We start from the raw sequence: 26,245 nt of genomic DNA, 5'->3' as shown, positions 1-26,245 counted from the left end.
GGGTGGGGGAGTCTCACAGAGATTCCCTTGCTGCACTCCCCCACCCCAACCCCTCCCCTGAAGGGGAGGGGCTTAAGGTAAGAACCACCTGCGCTTATTGCGGGGTCGGCTGCGGCATCGTCGCCACGCCGACGGGCGACCGCACCGCCACCATAGCCGGCGATCCCGACCACCCGGCGAACCGCGGCAAGCTCTGCTCCAAAGGCACTCATCTCGGCGAGACGATAGGCCTCGAGGGCCGTCTGCTTCACCCGATGATCGGTTCCAAACCAACCGACTGGGACACGGCGCTCGACCTCGTCGCCACCCGCTTCGCCGCGACGATCGCCGAATATGGGCCGGACAGCGTCGCCTTCTACGCCTCGGGGCAAATGCTGACCGAGGATTATTACGTCGCCAACAAGCTGATGAAGGGTTTCATCGGCACCGCCAATATCGACACCAACTCACGGCTCTGCATGGCGAGCGCAGTGGCGGCGCATGTCCGCGCGTTCGGCGAGGATATCGTGCCGTGCAGCTATGACGATCTCGATGCTGCCGACCTGATCATCCTGGTCGGATCCAATACCGCCTGGTGCCATCCGGTGATCTGGCAGCGGATCGAGGCAGCGCGGGCGGCGCGCGGGACGAAGCTGGTGGTGATCGACCCGCGCCGCACCGAGACAGCCGATTGCGCCGATCTCCACCTCGCCATCGCGCCCGACAGCGACGTCGCGCTGTTCAACGGCCTGCTCGCCGAGATGCAGGCGACATGGCGACTCGATGGCCTTTACATGGCCAATCACGTCGCGACGCCCGACGATTTCTGGAAGGGGCTGCAAAAGCTCGACGTCGCGCGCCTTTGCGGGATTTCGGCTGAGGATCTGCAGTCCTTCTACGATCTGTTCGCCGACAATCCGCGCACCATCACCCTGTTCAGCCAGGGCGTGAACCAGTCGACCAGCGGCACCGACAAGGCGAACGCGATCATCAACCTCCATCTCGCGACCGGCCGGATCGGCAAGCCCGGCGCCGGGCCGTTCAGCATCACCGGCCAGCCCAATGCGATGGGCGGGCGCGAGGTCGGCGGGCTCGCCTCGATGCTGGCGGCGCATATGGGCTTCAGCGATACCGAGCGCGACCGAGCGCAGCGCTTCTGGCGTTCGCCGACGATCTGCCCCGGGCCCGGCCTCAAGGCAGTCGACATGTTCGAGGCAATGGCAAAGGGCCGGATCAAGGCGGTCTGGATCATGGCCACCAATCCCGCCGTGTCGATGCCCGATGCGCGGATGGCGCGCGTCGCGCTGGCCAATTGCCCGTTCGTCGTCGTGTCCGACTGTATCGGCTCGACCGACACCGGCCTTTACGCCCAGGTGAAGCTGCCTGCGCTCGCCTGGGGCGAGAAGGACGGGACGGTGACCAATTCCGAGCGCCGCGTCTCACGCCAGCGCGCGTTCCTGGCGCCGCCCGCAGAAGCACGTGCCGATTGGTGGGCGATCGCGCAAGTAGCGCGGCGAATGGGTTTCGAGGGGTTCGATTTTGCCGGCCCCGCCGCCATCTTCCGCGAGTTCGCCGCGCAGACCGGCTTCGAGAATGACGGCGCGCGGTTGCTCGACATTTCCGCCCAGGCGGCGATCAGCGATGCCGATTACGCGACGATGATGCCGTTCCAGTGGGGCGGCTCGTCGCCCTTTGCCCGGCGCGGCTTTTCGACGCCCGACGGCAAGGCGCGGCTGGTCGCCGTCCGCCATGCGGCGCGGGAAGACGGCACGCGCGCCTACCCGCTGCGGCTCAATACCGGTCGCTATCGCGACCAGTGGCACACCATGACCCGCACCGGCCTTTCGCCCACCCTGTCGCAGCATCGGCGTGAGCCGCTGGTCGAGGTGCATCCGGACACCGCGCAATCCTATGGTCTCGCCGAGGGTGGCCTCGCACGGGTGATGACCGCGCATGGCAGCAGCATCTTTCGCGTCGCGGTCACCCCCGCACAGCGCCGCCGCGAGCTGTTCGTGCCGATCCACTGGACCGACCAGACCAGCGGCGGCGGCCGCGCCGGGACGCTGCCGGGCGATGACCGCGATCCCGTCTCCGGCCAGCCCGGCTTCAAGAACAGTGCGGCGGGCATCGCCCCTTACAAGCCGGAATGGACCGGTTTCATGATCACGCGCGACCGGCCGGCGGCGCCCGACTGCGCTTACTGGACGGCGATCCGCACCGCTCGCGGCTGGCTGACCGAGGTCGCGGGGCGGGGCGACGCGGCCGGGCTCATTGCCCTGCTCCCGGCCGGCGCACGCGCCGAGATGATCGACACGAGGCGCGGCGTCATCCGGCTGGCAGTGATGCGGGACGGCAGGCTCGAGGCAGCGTTGTTCGTCTCGCGTGGGCCAGGCCTGCCGCCGCGCGACTGGCTGGCCGCGCAATTGGGGGCGAGCGACGCGCCGGTGACTGAAGTGCTGGCCGGCCGGCCGGCAAATCCCGCGCCCGATCGCGGGCCGATCATCTGCGTCTGCTTCGATATCGGTCTCAACACGATCCTCGCCGCGATTGCCGACCGGGCGCTGGTCAGCGTCGAGGCAGTCGGCGCAGCGATCAACGCCGGCACCAATTGCGGATCGTGCCGCCCGGCAATCGCGAAACTGCTTCCCGCCAAGGAGATCGTCCATGTCTGAACTCATCGCCCCCGGCGAGGTGTGGCTGGTCGGCGCCGGCCCCGGCGACCCCGATCTGCTGACGCGCAAGGCCGAGCGCCTGATCCGCGCGGCGAGCGTGATCTTCCACGACGCACTGATCGGCCCCGGCATTCTCGACCTCGTGCCGCGTTCGGCCCGGCTGGTGCCGGTCGGCAAGCGGGCGGGGCGCCATTCGAGCACCCAGGACGAAATCAACGCGCTGCTGGTGGAGGCGGCGCTGGCGGGCGAACGCGTCGTGCGCCTGAAGGGGGGCGACCCGTCAGTCTTCGGCCGCTCGATGGAAGAGATCGACGCGCTCGCGCTGGCCGGCGTGCGGGCGCAGATCTGCCCGGGCATCACCGCCGCCAGCGCGGCCGCGGCGAGCGCCGGCATCTCGCTCACCTTGCGCGGATCGGCGCGCGAGCTTCGCTTCGTCACCGCGCAGACCCGCTCGGGCCGTACCGACGACCTCGACTGGGCAGCGCTGTCCGGCGCCCGGTCGACTCTGGCCTTTTACATGGGCCGGACCGCAGCGTCCGAGATACGGCGGCAGCTGATCGCGCACGGCATGGCGGGCGATACGCCGGTGCTGGTCGCGAGCAATGTCAGCCTCGCCGGCGAAAAACTGGTGCACACCCGCCTGGACCTGCTGCCGGTTGCGATCGACGCTGCCGGTAGCGAAGCGGCCCTGATCCTCATCGGCGAGGCAGCGCGTCCGCGAACCGGGCGGGAGCCCTCCCTTAGCGCCAGCGCGCCAGGGAGCGTGAAAATCCACTGCGAGCGCACGCTCTGACCATATAGGCTCTTGCGTCGAGAATGGATGCCGGTTGAAGCATCCGCATGGGCGGGACAGCGAACAGCGACTCAGCAGCGATCGGCCGGGCGCGGGCTGCCTTCGCTGAAGGCCGGCGCAGGCTCGCGGCGCAGCTCGCCGGCGAGGTCCTTGACCGGGACCCGATGTCGCTCGACGCACTCGAAGTCATGGCATTGGTCCGCCGTGCGTCCGGCGACGTCGCGGAAGCTGAAAGACTGTTGCGGACCGCCATCGCGGCGGCGCCGACGCGGCACTGGCCCCGGGACGATCTTGCGCGCCTGATGCTTGAGTCAGGCCGCCCGCATGTGGCCGAGCAGGTGTGCCGCGACGCGATCAAGGCCGATCCGGCAAATGCCAATGCGCAGGCGATGCTCGGCAGTTTGCTGTCCGGGCGCGAGGAGCTGGTCGGCGGCGCAGCGCATTTGCGCGCAGCCATCGCGCTTGTCGGCCCACATCCGCAATTGCAGGCGAATCTCGGCCGCAACCTCGCGCGCCAGGGCAGGCTCGCCGAGGGCGAGCGCCTGTTGCGGGAGGCGGTCGCCGGCGCGCCCGAGTCCCTGCAGGCGCTGGCCTGGCTGGCGGAAACACTTGAGCAGGACCGACGCTTCGACGAGGCCTCGACTGTGCTCGATGCAGCGGAGAAGCTCGCCGCGCGGCAGAATACCGACGTGACCTTGCAGCGCGCGACATTGTTGTCGCGGACCCCGGACTGGCGCCGCGGGCTCGCATTGCTGGATAGCGCGCCAATGCTGTCGGGGGCTGCGCTGCTGCAGCGTGGGCGCCTGCGGGATCGCGCGGCGCGATACGACGAGGCATGGCAGGATTTCATCTCCGGCAAAGCCGCGCTGGCGCGCGCATCCGGCCGGCACTATCCGCGGGGCGCGGTCGACCGGCTGATCGCCGACCTGCGCGCCTTCTTCGCGCCCGATCCTTTCCGGGCAATGGCGGCTGCGCCGGTGAAGCAAGGCACGCCGCAGCCGATCTTCATCCTCGGCTTTCCGCGCTCGGGAACGACCCTGGTCGAGCAGGTGCTCGCCAGCCATTCCCGAATCCGCGCCGGTGGCGAGCTGCCCTTCGCCGCCGAGCTGTCGGCGATCGCGGCCGAGCTGAGCGGCGGCGCCTATCCGACGTGCTTCGAGGCCCTCCCGGCGGACCTGCGCGCCAGCCTCGCAACCGCCCTTCGCGACCATTATCTCGCAAGGGCCGAGGCCTATGGCCTGCTTCTCCCGGACGCTGATTTCTTCACTGACAAGATGCCGCTCAACGCCCTCTACCTCCCCTTGCTGCGCCTCGCCTTTCCTGCCGCGCCGCTGGTCGCCGTGAAGCGCCACCCGCTTGACGTCATGGTGTCAGCGATGAGCCACGATTTCACCCATGGCTTCGATTGCGGCTATGCGCTCGAAGACGCCGCCCATCATTACGCTGCGACCAGCGCCTTGACCGACTATTGGCGCGACGGGCTTGGCTTCCCCATGCACGAGCTTCGCTATGAGGATCTCGTCGCGGCGCAGCGGGCGGAGACGGCCGCCCTGATGGGGCATCTCGGCCTCGCGACGGAGCCGGCGCAGCTCGCCTTCCACACCTCACCACGCTTCGCGCCGACGCCGAGCTACGCGCAGGTGCAGGAGCCGCTCAACGACCGCTCGATCGGCCGCTGGCGGCATCATGCGCCGCCCCTCGAACCGGCGCGTATCGTGCTGAGCGAGGCGATCGCGCGCGGCAGCTATGCCGGCTGAAGCCCGGCGGCGATCGCGGCTGCTTCCTTGCCGACGATCAGCTGCAGCGAGCCGGGCGAAGGCCGGGCGATCATCCGCACGCCGAGCCTCGTCAGGGCCGCCTCGTCGACGCGCGCCGGATCCACCATGTCGAGCCACAAGCGGCTCGCGGCGGCGCCCGCGGCGGTGACATTGGCGCTGCCCCCGAGCGCCGCCAGCCAGGGGCCGGAATCAACCGCTGCAACCGCGGCGGGCACGGCCATGAGCGGCGCGACGGGTGCGGCCGGCGCATGCGCCGCCGCCGCGCGCATCTCGGTCGCGACCATGTCGGCGATCGGTCCGAGCACGACCTGCAGCCCTTGCGGGGTCGGCCGGATGAAGCCCTTCGCGCCAAGCGCCCTGAGCCGCGCCTCGCTGACCAGGCCCTGGTCGGCCACTACCAGCCTCAGCCGGGTCGTGCAGGCATCGATGCTGACGAGGTTGCCCGCTCCCCCGAGCGCGGTGACGAAGGCGGCGCCGCGCTCCGCGCTCGCGTCGTCGACCTCCTCGCCGGCCGCTTCGAGCTCGCGCCCCGGCGTCTTGATATCGAAGCGGACGATCGCCCAGCGAAACACGCCGTAATAGATCCCGAAATAGGCAAGCCCGACCGGCAGCAGCAACCAGGGCCGCGTCGCCTTGGAGAAGTTCAGCACATAATCGAGGAACCCGGCCGAGAAGCCGAATCCGAGCTTGACCCCGAGCATCGCCATCAGCGCCATGGCGACGCCGGTCAGGATCGTGTGGAAGAAATAGAGGAGCGGCGCGAGGAACATGAAGGTGAACTCGATCGGCTCGGTCACCCCGGTCAGGAACGCAGTCAGCGCCATCGAGAAGAGCATGCCGCCGACCGCCTTCTTTCGCTCGGGCAGCGCCGATCGGTACATCGCGAGGCAGGCGGCGGGCAGGCCGAACATCATCACCGGGAAGAATCCCGACATGAAGCCGCCGGCGCTGGGGTCGCCCGCGAAGAAGCGGTTCAGATCGCCGGTCGCGCCGTGATAATCGCCGATGATGAACCAGGCGACATTGTTGATGACGTGGTGGAGCCCCGTCACGATCAGCAGCCGGTTGAGCACCCCGTAGAAGAACAGCCCGACCACGCCGGCATGGACGACGCCGTTGCTCAGCCCGTCCATGCCGGCCGTGATCGGCGCGAAGCCGAAGCCGACGATCGCGGCGACGACGAGGCCGGCCAGCCCGGAGACGATCGGCACGAAGCGCCGCCCCCCGAAAAAGGCGAGATAGTCCGGCAGCTTGAGATTGCCGTAGCGATTATAGCAGGCCCCCGCGATCAGCCCGGAGGCAATGCCGATCGGCACCGAAAGCTTCGCGATCGCCTTTGCGCGCCACGCTCCATCGGCGAGCGCGGCCATGTCCTTGGAGAGGTTGGCGATCATTTCGGGGGGCAGGTGAAACAGAGTCATCGCACCGCGCGTGGCGACCAGGAAGCAGACGATCCCGGCAAGCCCGGCCGCGCCTCCATTGTCCTTCGCGATGCCGACTCCGATGCCGAGCGCGAACAACAGGCCGAGATTGTCGAAGATCGCCCCGCCGGCGGCGGCGACGAAGGGAATGTCGAAAAGGTCAGGCTGGCCAAGCCTGAGCAACAACCCGGCGATCGGCAGAACGGCGATCGGCAGCATCAGCGCGCGGCCGAGCGGCTGGAGCGCTTGCAGGGAGAGCTTCATGCGGCTTGCTCCAGCAGGGGTTCGACAAGGGCGCGGACGGCGGCTGCGTCGGGCGCGTCGAGCGCGGCCGCCGCCAGGGTGCGGCAGGCGGCGAGGCCGAGGGTGCGGACCAAGGCCTTTGTCTCGGCGATCGCCGCCGCGGGCACCGAGAGCTCGGTCACGCCAAGCCCGATCAGGATCGGGATCGCTGCCGGCTCGGCGGCGAGCCCGCCGCACACGCCGGTCCAGCGGCCATGCGCGCCGCCCCCCTGCACCGTCTCGGCGATCAGGCGAAGGATCGCTGGATGGAGGCCGTCGAGCCCGGCGGCGACGGCGGCGTTGGTACGGTCCCGGGCAAGCGTATATTGGGCAAGGTCGTTGCTGCCGATCGAGAAGAAGGAGGCATCGGCGGCGAGCAGTCGGGCCGACAGGGCAGCGGCCGGCGTCTCGATCATGATCCCGAGCTCGGGCGCCGCGACGCCCATCGCCGCGGCGAGCCGGTCGAGCGCTGCCTTCGCGGCGAGCAACTCGCTGCGATCGGCGACCATCGGCAGCATGATCCTGAGCGGCGCCTGGGCACGAACCCCGAGCAACGCCCGCAACTGGGTGTCGAGCAGCCCGGGCGTCGCCAGCTGCAGCCGGACCCCGCGCAGGCCGAGCGCCGGATTCTCCTCGGTGGCCATCGGCAGATAGGGCGCCGGCTTGTCGGCGCCGATATCGAGCGTGCGAACGATCAGCGGGCGCTTGCCCAGGGCATCGGCGACCGCCTGATAGGCGATGCGCTGCTCCTCCTCGTCGGGCGCATCGGCGCGGTCGAGAAAGACGAACTCAGTCCGCAACAGGCCGCAGCCCTCAGCGCCTTCGGCAACGGCAGTCGTCGCATCGGCAGCCGAGCCGAGATTGGCGAAGACCTCGATCCGGGTTCCGTCGACGGTGACCGCGGTCTCCCGCGCGCGCGCCACCGCCGCCTTGCGGCGCGCGGCGCTGACGGCGGCGGCGGCGCGGAGACGCTCGATGCTCGCGGCGTCAGGCGCGATGAGCAGGCGCCCCTCGGCGATCACCAGCATGGTCCCGTCGGTGATCGACTCAAGATCGGCCCCGAGCGAGACCAGAGTCGGCAAGCCGAGCCCGGCGGCGATGATCGCGACATGCGAGGTCGGCCCGCCCTTGCCGGTGGCGATGCCGGCAAGCCCCGCGCCGGAGAGCGCCATCAGCTGCGACGGCAGCAGCTCGTCGGCAATCAGGATGGCGCCGGCCGGCGGCTGCGGCAGCTCCGGCGCGCCGTAGAGCGCGGCGAGGACGCTGCGTTCGAGATCGATCAGGTCATCGGCGCGCTCGGCAAAACGGCGATCGCCCGAGCCACGCAGGATTTCGGCATGGCCGGCAATCGCCTGCCGCCAGGCTGCGCCCGCGCTCGCGCCCGCCGCGATCGCCGCGCGGCTGACCGCCTCGAGTTCCGGATCGTCGAGGAAAGCGAGATGCGCGCCGGCGATGCCGGCCTGCGGCCCCTCGCCCGCCGTCTCGGCGCGCAGGGCAGCGCGGACCCGATCCTTGGCGGCAGTCAGCGCTGCGCGTTCCTTTTCGGCACCGGCGCCATGCTCAGGCACGACCAGTTCGGCCATGCTCACCCGAAAAGCCGACCCGATCGCAATCCCTGGTACCGCGACGATGCCGGCGAGGGAGGATGGCATCGCCCGCGCGACTCCAGCCTCGGGCGCTGCGGCGATCGGCCGGAATTCGCCCATCCCGCCGGCGAGCAGATCGGCAATGGCATCGACGCCGGCGGCATCGCTTCCCCGCACGGTGATCGCAGCGCCGTGCGGCAGGGCAAGCGCCAGCATCGCCACCGCGCTCCGCGCCGGGGCGACGCGGCCGTCCGGCGCGACGATCTCGAACGTCCCCGGACGCGCGCCCGCAAGGGCAGCGACGCGCGCGGCCGGGCGAGCGTGGAGCCCCTGCGCCAGCGGCAGCAGCAAGGCCCGCGATGCGGTCACCGCCTGCACCGCGGTTGCCGGCGCCACGCCCGTCGCCTGCACCTCGAACAGCGTGGCGCCGATCGCGACGGGCCGGCCGCCGACCGGCGGCATCACGGCGAAGGCCTCGCCATTGGTGAGCACCACCGGGGTGACCAGGCTCTTCGCGGTGCGGGCCAGCCGGTCGAGATCGAATTCCATCAGCAGCTCGCCGGCGGCAATCCGCTGGCCATCGGCAACATGAGGCGTGAACCCGACGCCGCCAAGCCCGACCGTGTCGAGCCCGATGTGCAGCAGCAGCACCGGCCCGGCATCGAGCTGGACGGTGACGGCATGGCCGGCCGGGTGGACCGACATCACCACCCCATCGCCCGGCGCGACCAGCCTGCCTTCGACCGGGTCGATGGCAATGCCGTCGCCGAGCATCTTCTCAGCGAACACCGCATCGGGCACCTCGCCGAGCGGCGTCGCCCAGCCGGCAAGCGGGCTGAGGATCGTGATGCTCATTGCGGGCTCATGGGGCAGGATCCAGCGTGAGGCGATCGAGCATCCATAGCGGATCCGGCCCGGCCTGGCTGAAGGTCATGCACAGATCATGACGACCGGTTTGCGGCGCGATCGAGCCGGTGATGCGGGACACGCCGCTATTGCCCGCCGCGCCACCGAGCGGGATGCTGCCGATCAGCGCACCGGTGCAGGAATCGAGGCGGATCTGAAGCTCACCCGCCGGAGTCCGCGGCTTGTCGAACACGACATAGGAAAGAGCGGCCCCGAGCGCGAAGTTGAACGGCACTTGCCCCACCTCGGCCGAGATGGTGGCGACGCCGTCGAGCGGCGCTGCGGTCCAGACCCAGCACGGATGCATGATGTCGCCCCAATGGACTCGCCGGGCGCCCGCGGTCGCGCCGTCGTCCTCGAGCCGCAACGCGACGCCCGACCGGCACAGGGTCATTTCCTCTGCGGTACGCGTCCTGAGCAATGCCGGCTCGACCAGCCAGCTTCTGGCGCTGCCGAGCGGTCCGGCACCGGCAAAAGCCTGTGCGCTGAGCCGGGTGCCGGCCTCGAGGGCCAGCGGACCCGAATAGACCGGCGCCCGGGCGGAGGGCGCGGTGCCATCGAGCGTGTAGCGCATGACGCCGATATCGGCAGGCTGGCGGAGCATGACGCTGATCTGCCCGCCGGCCGAATCGAAGCGTGCGAGCGGCTCGAGCGGCGTCGTGTCATAGCTGAGCCCGAGCGCCCGGTAGCGCGCGAATTCGGCCGGCAGCCGGGCCGCGAAGCCTGCCCAGTCGCGCCGCGCCGCTGGCGTCCAGCCGAGCTCGGCGAGCGCCGCGGCGCGCGGCCAGAACATGCGGTCGGCATAGGCAGTGGTGCGGACATGCTCGGTCCAGAGATTGACCTGCACGCCGAGCAGATGCCGCCGTTCGTCGGGCGTCAGCGCGGCCGGCGCCGGGTCAAAGCTGTAGATATGCTTCCAGTCCATCACCCCGCCGCGCCCCGGCGGCTCGTCATGCGAGTCGCTCTGGATGTGATCGAGATAGAAATCGGGCGAGGGTGCGAGAATCGCATCATGCCCGCTCTTCGCGGCGGTGATCGCGCCGTTCACGCCGTGCCACGACATCACCGTCGCCGACGCAGGCACCTTGCCCTCGAGGATCTCGTCCCAGCCGACCAGCCGGCGCCCGCGCTGCTTCAGATGATCGGCGATCCGTGCGACGAACCAGCCCTGGAGGTCGGCCTCGGTCGCGATGCCGAGCGCCTTCATCCGCGCCTGGGTCGCGGGGTCGGCCTTCCACTGCCCCTTCACCGCCTCGTCGCCGCCGACATGGATATAGGGCGACGGGAACAGGTCGATCACTTCGTCGAGCACATCGTCGAGGAAGCTGAAGGTCGAATCGTCGCTGTTGAAGAGATTGTCGATCACCCCCCAGCTCGACAGCGGCGCGGGCGGCTGATGGCCGGGAACGCCGAGCCGGGGATAGGCAGCGATCGCTGCGCTGGCATGGCCCGGCATCTCGATCTCGGGCACGACCATGATGTGGCGCGCGGCGGCATAGGCGACGATCTCGCGCACCTCGGCCTTGGTATAGAAGCCGCCATAGCGGGCCGGCTTGCCGGTCTTCGGATCGACCCCCGCCGCGCCCGCCGGCTGCCGCCAGGCGCCGACCGAGGTCAGCCGCGGATATTTGTCGATCTGCAGCCGCCAGCCCTGATCGTCGGTCAGGTGCCAGTGGAGGACATTGAGCTTCTCCATCGCCATGCGATCGATCAGCTGCTTCACATAGCTTGCGGGCTGAAAATGCCGGGCCGAATCGAGCATCACGCCGCGCCAGGTGAAGGCTGGCGCGTCGTCGATCGTGAGCGCGGGAATGCGGCCGTTCCGCGCAGCCGCGATCAGTTGCCAGAGCGTGGTCGCGCCGTAGAAAAGCCCGGCATCGGTCGCCGCGGAAACGGTCGCGCCGCCCGGGGTGATGCGCAGGCGATAGGCCTCCGCGCCGGCGATCGACTCATCGTGCCGGAAGCGGATCGTGCCGCCCTTGGCCAGCCGCAGGGCCGGCCCGCCGCTTCGGGCAACGAGATCGGCCAGCCGCCGCGCCGCGGCGATGCTCCCGGCATCGTCGGCTGCGATCTTCGCATGCCCAAACAAAAAGCTGCCCGCCTGCGGCGTCACCGCCGCAGGCAAGGGCAGCAGGGAGAGCTCGGGAGGAGCTGCCCATGCCGCCGCCGGCATGCAGGACAACATGACGGCGGCGAGAAGGAAACGGCGCATCGGATGATCCTAAACGTTACGGCCGATGCGCGACAGGCTTAGAAATGCACCTTGCCGCCGATCCAGAAAGTGCGGCCATTGTCGTAATAGGCGCGCGGGATCGAGGGATCGCCGACGAAATAATAGAGCTTCCGGTTGAGCAGGTTCTGCGCGTCCGCGGTCAGCGCGAAATTCCTGGTGATGTTCAGCGTGAACGAGCCGTCGAGCGTACCGAAATCGTCCTGCCACATCGGCGTCGACCGATCGATTCCGGACCGGAATTTGGACCGGAAGGTATAAGCGAGACGAGTCGAGATCAGCTTGTTCTCGTAATAACCGGTCACGTTGAACGTGTGCTTCGAATTGCCGTCGATCACGCCGCCATCGGCCGCCTTGGCATCGGCATAGGTATAGTTGGCGAGCATGCCGAAGCCGGCATAGATCGGCTGCTGCCAGTTGATCTCGACACCCTTGTTGGTACCGCCGCGGCCGTTGACCGGGCCGGTGATCAGGAAGTTGGCGCCTTGCGGGTGCTGTTGCGTGATCAGGAACCGGGTGACGGTGTCGGAGGTGATGTACGAGCTGATGTCGAGGTAGAAGAGATTGACCGACAGCAGCGACTGCTTCCCGTAATACCATTCAGCCGCAACGTTGAACTGCCAGGCGCGGATCGGATCGAGATAGGGGTTGCCGCCGGCATTCCCGGTCAGCGCGAGATCGCTCACCGTGAACGCCCCCGCCAGCTGCGCATAGCCTGGGCGGGTCATCGTCCGCGCAACGGCAGCGCGCAGCAGCAGATTGGGGCGAGCGTTGAAGGTCAGGTTGGCGCTGGGCAGGAAGTCCCAATATTTGCGATTGACGGTCACCGTGCCGCAGGTTCCGCAGAATGGCGAGGTCGCGTTGGCGACGGTGGCATTGGGCGAATATTGCAGCGTATCGAGATCGGTATGCACGGCGCGGAGGCCGATATTGCCGCGCCAGTCGCTGTCATTGCCGAGCTTGGCCATCGCGTAGAGCGCCTCGGTCTTCTCCTTCACCGAGAAGCTTGCCTGCGGGTAGAAAGCGAACTGGCGGCCGCCATTGGTAGCCAGTTCGGCCAGCGTCTTGCCTTCGTCGGCAACTGAATAGGGCGGCAGTCCCCCGCCGATGCCGCTCGCATAATTGTCCGGAGTCAGCTCGCCATTGAAGACAGTGCCGAGGCCGACCGTATTGGTTCCCGAATAGGCGCCGTTCCCGGCCCAGGAATAGGCGGTATAGTCGAGCGAGCGGCTATGGTCCGTGTAGCGCCCGCCGACCTTGATCGACTTCAGGAAGCCGTTGTCGATGCCATATTCGGCATCGGCATGGACATAGGTTTCCTCGTCGGGCGAGATGATTCGGCCACCCCACGACCAGCTGTAATAATTGTTGAGATAGGCAGCCGATTTCGGATCGGTCGGCAGGCCGGGATAGTTGACCGTCGCTCCCTTGCCGGTGAGCGCATAGTTCACGCCGGTATTCCAATAGGTTTCCCAGGCGAACGTATCGGTCGTGGCGCCTTCGCCCTTGGTGTAGCCGACCTCGCCCGACAGGGTCAGATGTTCGCTCGGCTTCCACCGGGTTTCGAGGTTGATCACCCAGGTCGATGAATAGGCCTGGCGAAAAATGTCGTCCTGCACGCGGCCCTGCACCGGCGACCCGTCAGCCGCGGTCGCGTTCCACGATGCCTGGGTGAGATAGCCGTTGGTCACCGTGTAGTTGGCGAGCGCATAGGCGTTGGTGCCCGGCGTTGAATTATTGCCGATCATGCGGCTGATCCAGGCCATGCTGTTACGATTGACGTTATTGGCGTCCATCCGGGTGTAGATGCCGTTGAGCGTCACCTCGAAATTGTCGTCGGGCTTGTATTGCGCCGCCAGCGTACCGCCCTTGCGGACGCGCTGCTGGGTGAAATAGGCGGCGCCGATCAGGTTGGGCGCAGCGACCGTCTGGCCCGAATTGGCGAAGTTGGTGTAGCTTGTATAGCCGAGGAACTCCTGCCCATCGCGGCGGAAGTCGCGCTTCTGGTAGAAGCCGGCGGCGAGAATACCGAAGGTGTCGTCCTGGTTCTTCCAGCTGTACAGGCCCGAGACCTGCGGATTCCATTTGCCGGCGAGATCATTGTAATTCGCCTGCGCCGTCAGGCTGAAGCTGTTGGCCTTGAGATCAAGCGGCTTGCGGCTGTGCAGGTTGATCGTGCCGCCGGTACCGCCTTCGACAAGGTCGGCCTCCGAGGATTTGAACACTTCCAGCTGGCCGACGATTTCCGACGGCAGCAGGCTGAAGTCGAAGCTGCGGCCGCCCGAAGTCTGGTCGAGCACGAACCAGTCGCCGGTCGCGACCGAGTGCCCGTCGAGCAGGGTGAGGTTGAGTGTCGGATCGGTGCCGCGGATCGATACCGACTGATTCTCGCCGAAGCCGCCGGCATTGGCTGAGCCGGTCACGACATTGACGCCGGTCAGGCGGCCCAGCGAATCGGCGACGTTCTTGTCCGGAAACTTGCCGATATCCTCGGCGCTGATGACTTCGGAGATCATGTCGTTGCTGCGCTTCGCCTGCAACGACGCCTGGATCGATGCGCGGATGCCGGTGACCACGATATCGTCGGGCTGCGCCTCGTTGCTCTGGCTGGTCGCGGGAGCGTCCTGCGCGAACCCCGGGCTGGCCATGGCCAGCGCCATGACGCTTGCGGTACAGGTAAACATCGCCTTGTTGATCTTGACCATGATCTTTCCCCTTTGAACCCCGAATTGGACCGAACCAAAATATGACCAACCCACCCGTTGACGCCTGGCGGTTTTTACCGCTTCTCGCCGGATCGGGCTTTCAGGCCGTCATAAAGGCGCAATGGTCATGGTTTTGCAATACCAAAATCAATACCAGTGAAAAATAAATGCCCATTTTGGTATTGAAATGGCATTATCTGTTGGCTTAAGAATGTCGCATCAGGGGTTTTCCACCATGTTCGTCGAACGCGTAGGCACATTGACCAAGGGCGATACGGCGCCGCTGTACCAGCAGCTGCAGCGCGTGCTGCGGAATGCGATCGAACGGCAGGTGCTAGCGCCGGCCGAGGCGCTGCCCGCCGAGCGCGATCTCGCGATCGCCTATAATGTTTCGCGCGTGACCGTCCGCAAGGCGCTCGACGGGCTGGTCGATGCCCGGCTGCTGACCCGCAAGCAGGGCGCCGGGACCTTCGTCGCCGCGCGGGTCGAGAAGAATTTCGCCACCATCTCGTCCTTCACCGAGGACATGCTCTCGCGTGGGCGCGTGCCGCGCAGCGAATGGCTCGCCCGTACCGAGGGCACCGTCGCGCCGGAGGAAGCAATGGCGCTGGGCCTCAGCCCCGGCAGTCAGGTCTATCGCTTCACCCGAATCCGCTATGCCGACAATGTGTCGATGGCGCTCGAATATGCCACCGTCCCGGCAAGCTCTCTGCCGTCGCTCGACGCAGTGACCGAGTCGCTGTACGACGCGCTCGGCACCGACCGGCCGGTTCGCGTGCTGCAGCGGTTCCGCGCGGTGCTGTTCACTGACGAGCAGTCCGAGCTGCTGCGGATCGAACGCAACGCGCCCGGGCTCGAGATCGAGCGGCGCGGCTATACCCAGGATGGCCGCACGGTCGAGTTCACGAAATCATGGTATCGCGGCGATGCCTATGATTTCGTCGCCGAGCTCAACGTCCCCCCCGCCTGAGCTGGAGCCCTGCTTGCCTCTTCCTTTCTCCCCAGAAGACACGCTGATGTTCGCCGAGGCAGCCGAGGCGCCCGCCGTGGTGGCGCGCCAGGCGCTGAGGCAGCAGGCGGCGCGGACGGCGCTGGCGGCAGCCTTGCGCGAGAGGCCGCCGCGCGCGGTGGTGACGCTCGCGCGGGGCAGTTCGGACCATGCCGCCACCGTCGCCCGCTATCTGGTCGAGACTCATCTCAGGCTGATGACGAGCTCGGCCTCGCCCTCGGCCGCCTCGGTCTATGATGCGGCACCCGATTATGACGGCACGTTGATGCTGGCGATCTCGCAATCGGGAAAGAGCCCCGATCTGCTCGCTGCGGCCGGCATGGCGAAAGAAGGCGGCGCGCGGCTGGTCGCGCTGGTCAATGACGAGCACTCGCCGCTGGCGGCGATCGCCGACACCTGCCTGCCGCTCGACGCGGGCCGGGAGCTGAGCGTGGCGGCAACCAAGTCCTTCATTGCCAGCGTCGCGGCGCTGCTTCATCTCGTCGCCGACTGGAGCGAGGATGCGGCGCTGCTCGAGGCGCTCACGGGCTTGCCGGCATTGCTCGACCAGGCATGGGCGCTCGACTGGTCGGCCGCGCTGCCGGTGCTGAGCGGGGCGAACAATCTCTATGTCGTCGGCCGCGGCCCCGGCTTCGGCATCGCACAGGAGATGGCGCTCAAGATCAAGGAAACCTGCGGCTTCCATGCCGAAGCCTTCAGTGCCGCCGAAGTACGCCACGGGCCGATGGCGATCGTCGAGAAGGGCTTCCCGGTGCTGCTGCTTGGCCAGGACGACGAGTCTCTGGAAAGCGTCGCCGGGCTTGCCCCCGAGTTCGCCGAGCGTGGCGCGCTGGTGATCAGCGCCGGCCTTCCGGACGCACCGGGCATCAGCCTCCCCGCCCTGAAGGCGCATCCGGCGCTGCAGCCGCTGCTGCTGGTGCAGAGCTTCTACCGCCTCGCCAACGCGCTGGCGATCGCGCGCGGGCGCGATCCCGATCGCCCGCCGCACCTCGCCAAGGTGACCGAGACGGTATGAGGACCGCCCTCGTCAACGGCCGGGTGCTGCTGCCCTCGGGGCTGCGCGACGATTGCTGCGTGGTGATCGGCGACGGCGAGATTCGCGCATTGTCCTCCGAGCCCCCGGCAGATGCCATGGTGGTCGATCTCGGCGGCAGGCTGTTGCTGCCCGGCTTCATCGACACCCAGGTCAATGGCGGCGGCGGCGCGCTGTTCAACGACGATCCGAGCGTCGAGACGATCAGGACGATCGCCACCACCCATGCGCGCTACGGCACGACCGGCCTGCTGCCGACGCTGATCAGCGACGATCTTGCCGTCGTCGAACGCGGCATCAGGGCAGTCGACGCCGCGATCGAAGCCGGCATCCCGGGGGTGCTCGGCATCCATATCGAGGGGCCGTTCCTCAACGCGCTGCGGCGCGGCATCCACAGCGAGGGCAAGCTGCGTCCGCTCAAGGACGAATATCTCGACCTGCTGACCTCGGCAAGGCACGGCAAGACCCTCATCACGCTGGCGCCGGAATGTGCCACGCCGGCGCAGATCAGGCACCTCGTCGGCAAGGGGGTGATCGTCGCGGCCGGCCATTCCGACGCACCCTATGAGACGGTGCGCGCGGCGATCGAGGGCGGCCTGTCGGGCTTCACGCATTTGTTCAACGCGATGTCGCAGCTCGCCAATCGCGCGCCCGGCATGGTCGGCGCCGCGCTCGAGGATGATTCGACCTTCGCCGGGATCATCGCCGACGGCCATCATCTCCACCCCGCCACGCTTCGGGTCGCGGCGCGGGCCAAGGGCGCGCACCGGCTGATGCTGGTGACTGACGCGATGCCGAGCGTCGGCACCGATTCGCCGAGCTTCATGCTGCAGGGACGCGAGATCTGGCGCGACGGCGACACGCTCCACGGCGCCGACGGGGTGCTTGCCGGATCGACGCTGACCATGGCGGGCGCGCTGAAAGGAATGATCGAGCAGGGCCGCGTATCGTTGCGCGATGCCGCGGCGATGGCGTCAGCGACGCCGGCGGCGTTCCTCGGCCTCGAGGGCAGCACCGGGATCATCGCGCCCGGCATGCGCGCCGATCTCGTGCTGATCGACCGGGCGTTCGTGGTCCACGAGACCTGGATCGGCGGCCGGGCCCGGGACGCGCGCTGACCCGCTTCTACCGCGCCATCATCTGGGCGATCTGGCGGCGAAGCCGCTCCTTGCTCGCCTCGCTCAGATCGCCGCGAATGCCGCGCCGCCCGGCGGGGATATGGTCGACCGGCGGCCCGAACACGACCTCGTCGAACATCGCCCGCCACGCGGCCCGCTGATTCTCGGGGAGCCCCGAAAAGGTCAGCAGGGCGTGGATCATCGCATCGATCGGCGCGAGCCCCGGCTGCGGCGGCGGCGCCTCGTTCCACCAGTAATTGACCAGGATGCTGAGCGGATCCAGCGAGTGGACATGGTGCCACCACATATGCGGAATGAACAAGGCGTCGCCCGGCGCGAGCGTCACGACACGGGCATTGGCCAGCGCCTCGGCCGCGCGCGGGAAGCGATCGAGATCCGGTTCGTCGGGATCGAGCAGGCTGACCGGGGTGCCGGCCGGAGTGAATTCGAACGGGCCGATATAGAGATTGGCGACCTGCTCGGGCGGGAAGAGGGTGAAGCGGCGGCGGCCCGCCATGACGACCGCGATGTTGCTCGACATGTCGTGATGCGTGGCGACCCGCACCCGGTTGCCGATCCAGATCCGCGGCGCAACATCCGCCGGCACGAGACCGAGCCGGTTTTCCGCGCTGAAGCCCGGCAGCGCTTCGTCCACGATCACCGCCTGCGCCGCGATCGCCGGCGGCTGGGGATCGTCGCGAACCGCCCGCAGCCGTTCGAACAGCGATGCGAGCGAGCCGGTTTCGCGGGTAAAGTTCAGCTCTGTCAGACCGGGCGTATAAGCGAGCCGCCCCTTTTCCGCCGGCGGTGCGATCGCAATGCCGATCGCCGAGCCATGATCGAAGCGCGCCAGATAGGTGGCGGGGTCGTCCGCCTGCACCGCAGGCCAGTCGGTAGCGAGTCCACGCAGCACCATCGGCTCGGTGCACACCCGCAGATCGGGGGCGGCATCGGCAGCGATTTCTTCAACTTCCATGCCGCCGATATGCACGCAAACCCGGCAGAGCGGCAACAGCAGCGCGGGCGCGGCGGCCGCCTCGGGGGCCAGTCCGGCCAGCACAAACCGCGATGCGCTGGCTGTTCCTGGCTGTTATTTCGAAACTATTTTTTTGCTGGCTGTTATGATGGATTTCCGGGCGGGAATTTCGGATTAATTTCAAGCGCTTGCAGCCGGGCTGGCTGTTATCGGATAACAGCCAGCTATCAGCCAGCATAACAGCCAGCTTTTGCGCCGGAACAGCCAGCATCAGCCAGGTAACAGCCAGGTAACAGCCAGCTATCAGCCAGCCTGTTTTTCCAAGGGGCATGTTTCGACGTTGAGAAAGAGCGGGACGGAGCCGGCACGGCGCCCGTCCGGCCGCCCCGTTCCACAATCGCCGCTACGGTTGAATCGGCCCAACGCCGATCACCACGGAATCGTTGCGCCTTCCCAGCGGGTGAAGCTGCCGGTCGGGCCGTCCGGGCCGAGCATCGCCACGCGCACCACCTCGCGGGAGCCGTCCTCGATCGAGGCGGTGCCCTCATAACCGTTGAGATTCGTGCGGGTGAAGCCCGGGGAAACGAGGTTGATCTTGATCCCGGTCGATTCGAGCTCGACCATCATCGCGAGCGTCATGGCGTTGAGCGCCGCCTTGGACGCCGGATAGCCCGGGCCGAAATTCGGATGATAGGGATAGGCCGGATCACCGTTCAGGCTCAGCGAGCCGACGGCGCTCGACACGTTGACGATACGGGCGTCGGACGATGCGCGCAGCAGCGGCAGCATCGCCTGGTAGACGGCGAGAACGCCGAACACATTGGTCTCCCATATGGCGCGCACTTCATCGAGGGGCACGTTGCTCGGCCGGGATATCTTGCCATATTCCTCGAGGGACAGGTCGCCCTTGCGGGTGTTCGAAATCGCCGCATTGTTCACGAGCAGGTCGAGGCGGCCGCATTCGGCCTCGATGCGCGCCGCCGCCGCGGCGATCGACGCGGAATCCGTGACGTCGAGCTGGAGCGCGATGGCGCCCGGCCCGATCTCGCCGGCCGCCGCCGCGCCGCGTTCCCGGTTACGCGACCCGACGAAGACGGTGACGCCGTTCGCGACGAGCTCCTTCGCGACCTGGAAGCCGACGCCCTGATTGGCCCCGGTGACGAGGGCGATGCGCATGTCGTTCATGATACGGTCCTTCAATCGTGCATTGGGGTCAGTGTTACGCGCCGTCAGGCCGCCTTGCGCTCGGCTATCGGGCGGCGGCGCAGCGACGGCTGGGTGATCGGCGGTGGCGAATAGGCAGCGCCCTCGAGCGGCGCCACATCAACGCCCGGCGGCACGATTTCGTCGATCCGGTCGAGCAGCTCGTCGCTCAGCGCGACCCCGGCGGCGCCCAGCAGGCCGTCGAGCTGCTCCATGGTGCGCGGGCCGATGATCGCCGCGGTGAGCGCGGGATGCGCCACGACAAAGGCCAGCGCCATGTGGATCAGCGAGATGCCGGCACCCTCCGCCAGCGGGATGAGCCGCTCGACGGCGTCGAGGCTGCCCTCATCCGACATCGCCTTCGGAAAATGTCGCGACCGAATCGTGTCGGGGGTCTTCTCGCCCCTGCGGTATTTGCCGGTGAGCATGCCTTTCGCCAGCGGGCTCCACGCCATCACGCCCATGCCATATCGCTGGCAGGCCGGCAGCACCTCGCGCTCGATCGACCGGTTGAGGATCGAATAAGGCGGCTGCTCGGTGCGGAAGCGGGCAAGCCCGCGGCGCTCGGCGACCCATTGCGCTTCGACGATATCGGCGGCGGGGAAAGTCGACGCGCCGATCGCGCGCACCTTGCCTTCGCGCATGAGGTCAGTGAGCACCGACAAGGTTTCCTCGATATCGGTGTCGGGCGCCGGGCGGTGGACCTGATAGAGATCGATATGATCGGTCTGGAGGCGGCGCAGCGAATCCTCGACCGCGCGGGTGATCCAGCGCCGCGAGTTGCCCTGCATGTTCGGATCGTCGCCCATGGGCCCGTGCACCTTGGTCGCGAGGACGACGCGATCACGCCGTCCTTTGAGCGCCTTGCCGACGATCTCCTCGGATTCGCCGGCGCTGTAGCGATCAGCGGTGTCGATGACGTTGATGCCTGAATCGAGCGCCTTGTGGATGATGCGGACGCACGCGTCATGATCGGGGTTGCCGATCCCGCCGAACATCATCGCGCCGAGGCAATAGGGGCTGACCTTGATGCCGGTTCGGCCGAGCGGGCGATAGTGCATGAGGGTTCTCCTGGCGGGTGCGGCCGGTTGCGGGCGTCGCCGGGATGCGATAGAGCGATCAACCGGAACCTTGTTCCGTCTATATACGGAACAAGGTTCCGTTTAGCAAGTGAGTTTTTGTGGGTGACGTGCCGGAACAGGATGGGGCTCGAGCCGGCGGAGAGCGGCGGTTGCGCGCCGACGCGCAGCGCAGCATCGACGCGTTGCTCCAGGCGGCGATGGCGTTGTTCGCCACCTCCGGGGTGGACGCGCCGGTGCGCGAGATCGCCGACCGGGCCGGCGTCGGCGTCGGCACCCTGTACCGTCGCTTTGCGACGCGCGCCGATCTGATCGCCGCCGTCTTCCGCCGCGAGATGGATGCCTGCGCTGACGCGGCGCCGGTGATTGCGGCCGAATATCCACCGTTCGAAGCGCTTGCGATGTGGCTGCAGCGCTATGCGGCGTTCGTCGGGACCAAGCGCGGACTTGCCAAGGCGCTGCACTCGGGGGATCCGGCGTTCGAGGCCCTGCCCGCCCGCTTCGAGCAGCGGCTTCGGCCTGCCTTTCGGACGCTGTTCGAGGCCGCGACCGCGGCCGGCGAGGTTCGCGCCGATATCGATGCCGACGAGATTCTTGGCGCGGTCGCGAGCTTGTGCATGTCAGCCCATGACGACAGGCCCGATCATGCGCGTCGCATGGTCGCCGTGCTTGTCGATGGGCTGCGCTATGGCGCCAATGAATCAGCGAACGCTCGTTCCTGACTGGAAACGCCTGAAATCGAGTGTCCGACCTACGTCCAAGGACCGACGTGCGATGGTCAATTGAAATAACTCGAAAGCGTGCGCCTGGCGAAGCGCCAACGCCGCAACAGAATTGCGAAGGGGGAATTCGATACCGCCGCCTTGTTATCCCTTTCTGCAAGTATCACCAAAGTGGTGCGATCCGTTTTGATCGCGAAAAGACATGAGCTATGCTGTCACAAGCCTCATCACCTTTTCTTCGGGAAAGCCGACGATAAAGAAGGGGTAGCAGTCAATGCCTCGCATCCCTTGTCCGTCGAGCCGCCGCCTGCGCATTTTCGCGCTCGATCCCAGTCTCGGCAGCTCGCTCCGGACCTATGATTCGAGGATCGCGACGGTCAGCGTGCCGTTCGAAGAGCTCGGCAAGGGACCGGTCGGCGAATATCTCGAGGTCGTTGACGTCGATCCGGCCTCGAACCGCTATTATCTGCCGGTCGACCTGAACCACCCCTATTTGCTGGCCCAGGACGGGCTTGATCCGTCCGAGGGCAATCCAGGCTTCCACCAGCAGATGGTCTATGCGGTGGCGATGCGCACCATCGCGGTGTTCGAGGAGGCGCTCGGCCGCAAGGCGCTCTGGGCACCGACCGTGCCGACAATCCATGACGGCAGGCCGAACGAATTCATCCGGCGCCTCCGCCTCTATCCGCATGCGACGCGCGCGGCCAACGCCTATTACAGCCCCGACCGGCGGGCGATCCTGTTCGGCTACTTCCCGAGCGAGGCTGAAGAGAGTGCCGCGACTCCGGGCGGCACCATGGTCTTTGCCTGCCTGTCGGGCGACATCATCGCGCACGAAATGACCCATGCCCTGCTCGACGGCGCGGCCCGGGGGTTTCGGGAATCGTCCAACCCCGATGTCCTGGCCTTTCACGAGGGGTTTGCCGACATCGTCGCGCTGTTCCAGCATTTCGGCTATCGCGACCTGGTCCTGCGCGAGATCGCGGCCGCGCGGGGCACGACGGGCGCGGCGGGCCTGCTGTCCGGGCTGGCGCGGCAATTCGGCGAAGGCGCCAGCCGCGGCGGGCCGCTTCGGGACTATGTCAATTTCCCGCCCGACCTAAGCTATGCGACGACGTTCGACGTCCATGACCGCGGCGCGCTGCTGGTCAAGGCAGTCTATGACGCCTTTCTGCTGATCGTCGAGCGCCGCACCGGCGACCTGATCAGGCTGGCGACGGGCGGATCGGGGATATTGCGACCCGGCGCGCTTCATCCCGACCTTGTCGAGCGGCTGACTGACGAGACCTGTCGCGCCGCGCGGCATGTCCTGCGCATGTGCATCCGCGCGATCGATTATTGCCCCTCGGTCGACATCACCTTCGGCAGCTATCTGCGCGCGCTGATCACCTCCGATCTGGAACAGGTCGATGAGGACCGGTTCGCGTATCGAATGGCGTTTCTCGAAAGCTTCCGGCACCTGGGATTGCTGCCGCGCAACCTGCGCACGGTTTCGATCGAGACGCTGCGCTGGCGCTCGCCGCGCGGATCCAAGCTGCGCGCCTCGGCGCAGTGGGTGCAGGATGTCGTCGACGCGCTGCACATCGACTGGCGGACAAGCTTCACCCGGAAAGAGATATTCGAGAAGGGCGAGGAGCGGCGCGATGTCGTCCAGAAGCTGCTCAAGGACCGCATCTCGCGCGAGCCCGATATCGCCGCCGAGCTCGGCCTGAAGCTCAAGCTGCCGAAATATAATGACGACTTCTCGCCCGACGAATCCTGGGTGGAGCGCAACAAGGATTATCCGAACGCAACCAATTTCGAAGTGAGCAGCGTGCGCGCGGCGCAAAGGCTGCGCCCGAACAGCCAGTCGCGCGAGGAGATCGTGATCGTGCTCAACCAGCGCCGGCCGATGCCGATCGACCCCGGCCGGCCGAAAGCCCAACGCTTCTGGTTCCGGGGCGGGGTGACGCTGATCATCAATCCGCGCGGGGCCGGCAACAAGGCCGAGATTCTCTACGCCATCACCCGCAGCATGCTCGACAAGGAGCGCCTCAGGCGGGAGCGCGCGTTCCGCTCCAACCCGGCCGGTAGCGGCCTTTCCGCTCTCTATCTCGCTGACCCGCAGCTTTCGAAAATGGAGCCGTTCGCAATGCTCCATCGGCGCGAGGAAATGGCCCATGACTGACGAACGCCACGCAGCGGAGGCGGGGGCGGAGGCGGCGGCGGACGGGGGCGTCCTGCTCAACCTGTTCTGCCATGGGCTCGGCGACTGCCATCTTCTCGGCCTTCCCGCGACGGCGGGCGGGCGAGTCTGGATGCTGATCGATTGCGGCCTGCACGGCTCGACAAAGGGTGGCAGCGACCGGATGCGGATCGTGAAGGAGGCGCTCCGCAGGGAACTCGGCGACAAGGAGATCGCGGTCGTTGCCCTCACGCACGAGCATTGGGACCATAATTCGGGTTTTCATCCGACGCGCGGCGTGATCGCCGCCGGCGCGCCGCCGGTCGGGGAGGTCTGGCTCGCCTGGACCGAGGACGCCGCCTGCCCGCTCGGCGGCCAGCTCGACAAATATAAGGGCCAGGCCTTTGCCGCCCTCGATGCGAGCGAGAAGCGGATCGCCGCGGTCGACTCGCTTCGCCCCCTGAGCAGGGCGTGGGACGCGCTGCTCGGCTTCTACCGGCAGCCCGTTGACGACAATGGGCCGACGAGCGGCGACTTCGCGCTCAAGGGAGAGGTTACCCGCACGGCGCGCGACGCGGCGGCGTCCCTGGCGGCCCCCAAACCGCCGCGCTATCTCCATCCCGGCGATGTCCTGACGATTCCGGGAGTCGACGCGGTCCGCTGCTATGTCCTGGCGCCGCCGCGCGACACCAAATTGCTCGGGTTGCTGGACAGCGTCGCCGATACGTTCAGTGCAGCGTCGGGGCAATCGCCGGTGCTCGGCGCGCTGGCGAACGCCCTGGCGGTCAACGCGGGAAGCCTCACGATCGACGAGGACGAGGCAAGCCCGTTCGACGGGTCGGAAGGGATGTCCTTGTCCAAGGCGAAGGACGAAGTCGCCTTCCTGCGCGAGCATTACAGCAATGAACCGGACAGGATGATCGAGCATGACTGGCTGGTCGGCGCGACCGATCTAGCGCTTCAACTCGATGCCAAGACCAACAACACCAGCCTCGTGCTCGCCCTGGAGATCGTCGCAACCGGCCATGTCCTCCTGTTCGCCGCGGATGCGCAGGTCGGCAATTGGCAGAGCTGGGCCAAGGTCGAATTCAAGGCAGTACCGGGAAGACCGGGAACCACCGGCGCCGATCTGCTCGCCCGCACCGTCTTCTACAAGGTCGGGCACCATGGCAGCCGCAACGCGACCTTGAAGGAAGGGCTCGAGCGGATGAACGCGCTCGAGATCGCGTTCAACCCGACCGATCAGGCAATGGCCAAGAAGGTCGGATGGGGCGATATTCCGGCGAGCAAGCTCAATGCCGAACTCGAGCGCCGCACCAAGGGGCGGCTGATCCAGTCCGATGCCGCCTGGATCCGCGACAGGAACAAGCCGATTCCGATCGCCCCGGGCGGGGTCCTCGCGAGCATCGAACGGAGTGACGGGCCGTCCCTGAAGCTGATCATCACGTGAAGGGGGATTTTCATGGCACTGCCTGACTTGCTTGCCAGCCTGCGCGGAAGACGGGCGCGCGGATCGACGTTCGAGCCGATCGCGCTCGACTGGAAGACCCTGGCCGAAGCCGACTTCGCGACGTTCGTGCCGTCGCTGACCGACGCCCTGCTGGCGTTTCGCGACCAGCGTCTGGCCTATTACAACTTCCAGCGCTACGCCCGCGGCAAGGTCACCGGCGTCCGCAGCACGCTGATTTATCTCGGCATTATCGCCTTGATGGCGACAGCGCTGAGCTCAAGCATCCGCTTGTCCGGCATCAAACTGCCATGGTGGCCGAACGCGGGCGACCATCTGCTTAGCGTATCCCTTGTCTGCTATGTGTTGATGAGCGCGATGAGCTTCTGGGAAACCGCGACCGCGGGGACCCAGGCCTATTTCAGGCAGCTTCAGGTGATCATGGCCATTCGCGACCTGTGGACCCAGTTCGAATTCGACATGATCAAGGCGCTTCGCGACAAGCTGACGGGCGCCACGAGCGAGGAAGCGGCGAAGACCGCTATCATGACGCTAGCCCAAACCCTGGTCGCCGCGATCGATACGCTCGCGCAGGGCGAGCTGGAGCAATTTCGGCAAGAATTCCAGAAGTCAATAGCGTCATTGCAGGCGACCGGTGCGACGGGCATGGACAGCCTCAAGCAAGCGATCAAGGACGAGGTCGACAAAAACCTGAACGACGCCAAGAAAGCCTATGCCACCATCACCGTGACGGGTGCGGTGGCGCCGGTGCAGGTGATACTCGACGATGCGCAGCCCTTTTCGAGCCAGTCGCTGAGCTTCACGCTACCGCCGGTCGCGCCGGGCACTCACCGCCTCCAGCTGAGCGCGAAGGATGCTGCCGGCAAAGTCCTGGAGGGCAGCAAATATCTCGATCTGCCCAGCGGCGCATCGACTCAGCCAATGGCGTTGTAGGGGCTTCTCGTCACAGCCCCGGGTTCCCGCATTCAGTCGCGGGGCATCGCGGACACCGACGACTCTTTGCCGTCGCCGCCGTCCGTGATGTGCGCGGCGCCCGGCCGCGATGCGCCGCCGCGCCTTCTCAGGGCACCGTGAGACTACGTATCCCGGGCGTGGCGGCGCGGTTGTAGGCGATCGAATAG

Annotated in this window: 18 protein-coding genes; 10 read left to right on the top strand and 8 right to left on the bottom strand. The window is 67.3% G+C overall.

What is annotated here, in order from left to right; all coding sequences use genetic code 11:
* Positions 1 to 116: 116 nt before the first annotated feature.
* From ABD050_RS06065 to ABD050_RS06055, 3 genes are read left to right on the top strand one after another with little or no spacing between them, the layout of a single operon-like run.
* Positions 117 to 2,651: a molybdopterin-dependent oxidoreductase gene (locus tag ABD050_RS06065; protein ID WP_343888384.1), complete on the top strand. Its 2,535-nt coding sequence runs from the start codon at positions 117 to 119 to the stop codon at positions 2,649 to 2,651.
* Positions 2,644 to 3,444, top strand: a complete 801-nt coding sequence (gene cobA / locus ABD050_RS06060) for a uroporphyrinogen-III C-methyltransferase (RefSeq protein WP_343888338.1) — start codon at positions 2,644 to 2,646, stop codon at positions 3,442 to 3,444. Before ABD050_RS06065 ends, cobA begins: the two co-directional genes overlap by 8 nt.
* 47 nt (positions 3,445 to 3,491) lie before the next feature.
* Positions 3,492 to 5,201: a tetratricopeptide repeat-containing sulfotransferase family protein gene (locus tag ABD050_RS06055; RefSeq protein WP_343888337.1), complete on the top strand. Its 1,710-nt coding sequence runs from the start codon at positions 3,492 to 3,494 to the stop codon at positions 5,199 to 5,201.
* On the opposite strand, the gene nagE is transcribed toward ABD050_RS06055, so the two are convergent.
* The 4 genes from nagE to ABD050_RS06035 are packed head-to-tail and all read right to left on the bottom strand — an operon-like array spanning position 5,189 to position 14,352.
* Positions 5,189 to 6,907 carry an N-acetylglucosamine-specific PTS transporter subunit IIBC gene (nagE, locus tag ABD050_RS06050; RefSeq protein WP_343888336.1) on the bottom strand — a complete coding sequence of 573 codons (1,719 nt, stop codon included), beginning with the start codon at positions 6,905 to 6,907 and terminating at the stop codon, positions 5,189 to 5,191. The two genes, ABD050_RS06055 and nagE, sit on opposite strands and share 13 nt — an antisense overlap.
* Complete coding sequence (gene ptsP / locus ABD050_RS06045; protein WP_343888335.1) at positions 6,904 to 9,366, bottom strand: phosphoenolpyruvate--protein phosphotransferase; 2,463 nt, start codon at positions 9,364 to 9,366, stop codon at positions 6,904 to 6,906. The genes nagE and ptsP overlap by 4 nt, the downstream gene beginning before the upstream one ends.
* 7 nt (positions 9,367 to 9,373) lie before the next feature.
* A complete protein-coding gene (locus tag ABD050_RS06040; protein WP_343888334.1) occupies positions 9,374 to 11,629 on the bottom strand; it encodes a family 20 glycosylhydrolase in 2,256 nt (751 codons plus the stop codon).
* Between the two features lie 38 nt (positions 11,630 to 11,667).
* Positions 11,668 to 14,352, bottom strand: a complete 2,685-nt coding sequence (locus ABD050_RS06035; RefSeq protein WP_343888333.1) for a TonB-dependent receptor — start codon at positions 14,350 to 14,352, stop codon at positions 11,668 to 11,670.
* Positions 14,353 to 14,587: 235 nt separating this feature from the next.
* Between ABD050_RS06035 and ABD050_RS06030 the strand changes: the two genes are divergently transcribed.
* From ABD050_RS06030 to nagA, 3 genes are read left to right on the top strand one after another with little or no spacing between them, the layout of a single operon-like run.
* Positions 14,588 to 15,322, top strand: coding sequence for a GntR family transcriptional regulator (locus tag ABD050_RS06030; RefSeq protein WP_343888332.1), 735 nt, complete (start codon positions 14,588 to 14,590; stop codon positions 15,320 to 15,322).
* A gap of 46 nt (positions 15,323 to 15,368) precedes the next feature.
* The gene (locus ABD050_RS06025) at positions 15,369 to 16,376 is read left to right on the top strand and encodes an SIS domain-containing protein (protein ID WP_343888383.1); all 1,008 of its coding nucleotides are present in this window, start codon (positions 15,369 to 15,371) and stop codon (positions 16,374 to 16,376) included.
* Complete coding sequence (nagA, locus tag ABD050_RS06020) at positions 16,373 to 17,512, top strand: N-acetylglucosamine-6-phosphate deacetylase (RefSeq protein WP_343888330.1); 1,140 nt, start codon at positions 16,373 to 16,375, stop codon at positions 17,510 to 17,512. The genes ABD050_RS06025 and nagA overlap by 4 nt, the downstream gene beginning before the upstream one ends.
* Before the next feature lie 7 nt (positions 17,513 to 17,519).
* On the opposite strand, the gene ABD050_RS06015 is transcribed toward nagA, so the two are convergent.
* The 4 genes from ABD050_RS06015 to ABD050_RS06000 all read right to left on the bottom strand — a co-directional run bounded on the left by ABD050_RS06015 (position 17,520) and on the right by ABD050_RS06000 (position 20,752).
* Positions 17,520 to 18,488: a cupin-like domain-containing protein gene (locus tag ABD050_RS06015; protein WP_343888329.1), complete on the bottom strand. Its 969-nt coding sequence runs from the start codon at positions 18,486 to 18,488 to the stop codon at positions 17,520 to 17,522.
* Positions 18,478 to 18,819, bottom strand: coding sequence for a hypothetical protein (locus tag ABD050_RS06010; protein WP_343888328.1), 342 nt, complete (start codon positions 18,817 to 18,819; stop codon positions 18,478 to 18,480). The genes ABD050_RS06015 and ABD050_RS06010 overlap by 11 nt, the downstream gene beginning before the upstream one ends.
* A gap of 98 nt (positions 18,820 to 18,917) precedes the next feature.
* Positions 18,918 to 19,673 carry an SDR family NAD(P)-dependent oxidoreductase gene (locus tag ABD050_RS06005; protein WP_343888327.1) on the bottom strand — a complete coding sequence of 252 codons (756 nt, stop codon included), beginning with the start codon at positions 19,671 to 19,673 and terminating at the stop codon, positions 18,918 to 18,920.
* Between the two features lie 44 nt (positions 19,674 to 19,717).
* Entirely contained in the window at positions 19,718 to 20,752 is a 1,035-nt protein-coding gene (locus ABD050_RS06000) for an aldo/keto reductase (protein ID WP_343888326.1), read from the bottom strand.
* A 119-nt stretch (positions 20,753 to 20,871) separates the two neighbouring features.
* Between ABD050_RS06000 and ABD050_RS05995 the strand changes: the two genes are divergently transcribed.
* The 4 genes from ABD050_RS05995 (at position 20,872) to ABD050_RS05980 (ending at position 26,057) form a co-directional block, all read left to right on the top strand.
* A complete protein-coding gene (locus tag ABD050_RS05995; protein WP_343888325.1) occupies positions 20,872 to 21,492 on the top strand; it encodes a TetR/AcrR family transcriptional regulator in 621 nt (206 codons plus the stop codon).
* A 274-nt stretch (positions 21,493 to 21,766) separates the two neighbouring features.
* A complete protein-coding gene (locus ABD050_RS05990) occupies positions 21,767 to 23,659 on the top strand; it encodes a gluzincin family metallopeptidase (protein WP_343888324.1) in 1,893 nt (630 codons plus the stop codon).
* The gene (locus tag ABD050_RS05985) at positions 23,652 to 25,106 is read left to right on the top strand and encodes an MBL fold metallo-hydrolase (RefSeq protein ID WP_343888323.1); all 1,455 of its coding nucleotides are present in this window, start codon (positions 23,652 to 23,654) and stop codon (positions 25,104 to 25,106) included. Before ABD050_RS05990 ends, ABD050_RS05985 begins: the two co-directional genes overlap by 8 nt.
* 12 nt (positions 25,107 to 25,118) lie before the next feature.
* Positions 25,119 to 26,057 carry a hypothetical protein gene (locus tag ABD050_RS05980; RefSeq protein ID WP_343888322.1) on the top strand — a complete coding sequence of 313 codons (939 nt, stop codon included), beginning with the start codon at positions 25,119 to 25,121 and terminating at the stop codon, positions 26,055 to 26,057.
* The last annotated feature ends 188 nt before the right edge of the window (positions 26,058 to 26,245 follow it).

The sequence above is a fragment of the Sphingomonas oligophenolica genome, assembly GCF_039522915.1.
Classification (GTDB): domain Bacteria; phylum Pseudomonadota; class Alphaproteobacteria; order Sphingomonadales; family Sphingomonadaceae; genus Sphingomonas; species Sphingomonas oligophenolica.
Note: the sequence above shows the minus strand (reverse complement) of the source record. Positions and strands in the feature narration are given on the sequence as shown.

Coding starts and splice junctions, on each gene's coding strand:
- ABD050_RS05990 (WP_343888324.1), top strand. CDS start 21,767: ATGCCTCGCATCCCTTGTCCGTCGAGCCGCCGCCTGCGCATTTTCGCG.
- ptsP (WP_343888335.1), bottom strand. CDS start 9,366: ATGAGCATCACGATCCTCAGCCCGCTTGCCGGCTGGGCGACGCCGCTC.
- ABD050_RS06035 (WP_343888333.1), bottom strand. CDS start 14,352: ATGGTCAAGATCAACAAGGCGATGTTTACCTGTACCGCAAGCGTCATG.
- ABD050_RS06010 (WP_343888328.1), bottom strand. CDS start 18,819: ATGCCCCTTGGAAAAACAGGCTGGCTGATAGCTGGCTGTTACCTGGCT.
- ABD050_RS05985 (WP_343888323.1), top strand. CDS start 23,652: ATGACTGACGAACGCCACGCAGCGGAGGCGGGGGCGGAGGCGGCGGCG.
- nagE (WP_343888336.1), bottom strand. CDS start 6,907: ATGAAGCTCTCCCTGCAAGCGCTCCAGCCGCTCGGCCGCGCGCTGATG.
- ABD050_RS05980 (WP_343888322.1), top strand. CDS start 25,119: ATGGCACTGCCTGACTTGCTTGCCAGCCTGCGCGGAAGACGGGCGCGC.
- ABD050_RS06040 (WP_343888334.1), bottom strand. CDS start 11,629: ATGCGCCGTTTCCTTCTCGCCGCCGTCATGTTGTCCTGCATGCCGGCG.
- ABD050_RS06005 (WP_343888327.1), bottom strand. CDS start 19,673: ATGAACGACATGCGCATCGCCCTCGTCACCGGGGCCAATCAGGGCGTC.
- ABD050_RS06025 (WP_343888383.1), top strand. CDS start 15,369: ATGTTCGCCGAGGCAGCCGAGGCGCCCGCCGTGGTGGCGCGCCAGGCG.
- nagA (WP_343888330.1), top strand. CDS start 16,373: ATGAGGACCGCCCTCGTCAACGGCCGGGTGCTGCTGCCCTCGGGGCTG.
- ABD050_RS06000 (WP_343888326.1), bottom strand. CDS start 20,752: ATGCACTATCGCCCGCTCGGCCGAACCGGCATCAAGGTCAGCCCCTAT.
- ABD050_RS06055 (WP_343888337.1), top strand. CDS start 3,492: ATGGGCGGGACAGCGAACAGCGACTCAGCAGCGATCGGCCGGGCGCGG.
- ABD050_RS06015 (WP_343888329.1), bottom strand. CDS start 18,488: ATGGAAGTTGAAGAAATCGCTGCCGATGCCGCCCCCGATCTGCGGGTG.
- cobA (WP_343888338.1), top strand. CDS start 2,644: ATGTCTGAACTCATCGCCCCCGGCGAGGTGTGGCTGGTCGGCGCCGGC.
- ABD050_RS06030 (WP_343888332.1), top strand. CDS start 14,588: ATGTTCGTCGAACGCGTAGGCACATTGACCAAGGGCGATACGGCGCCG.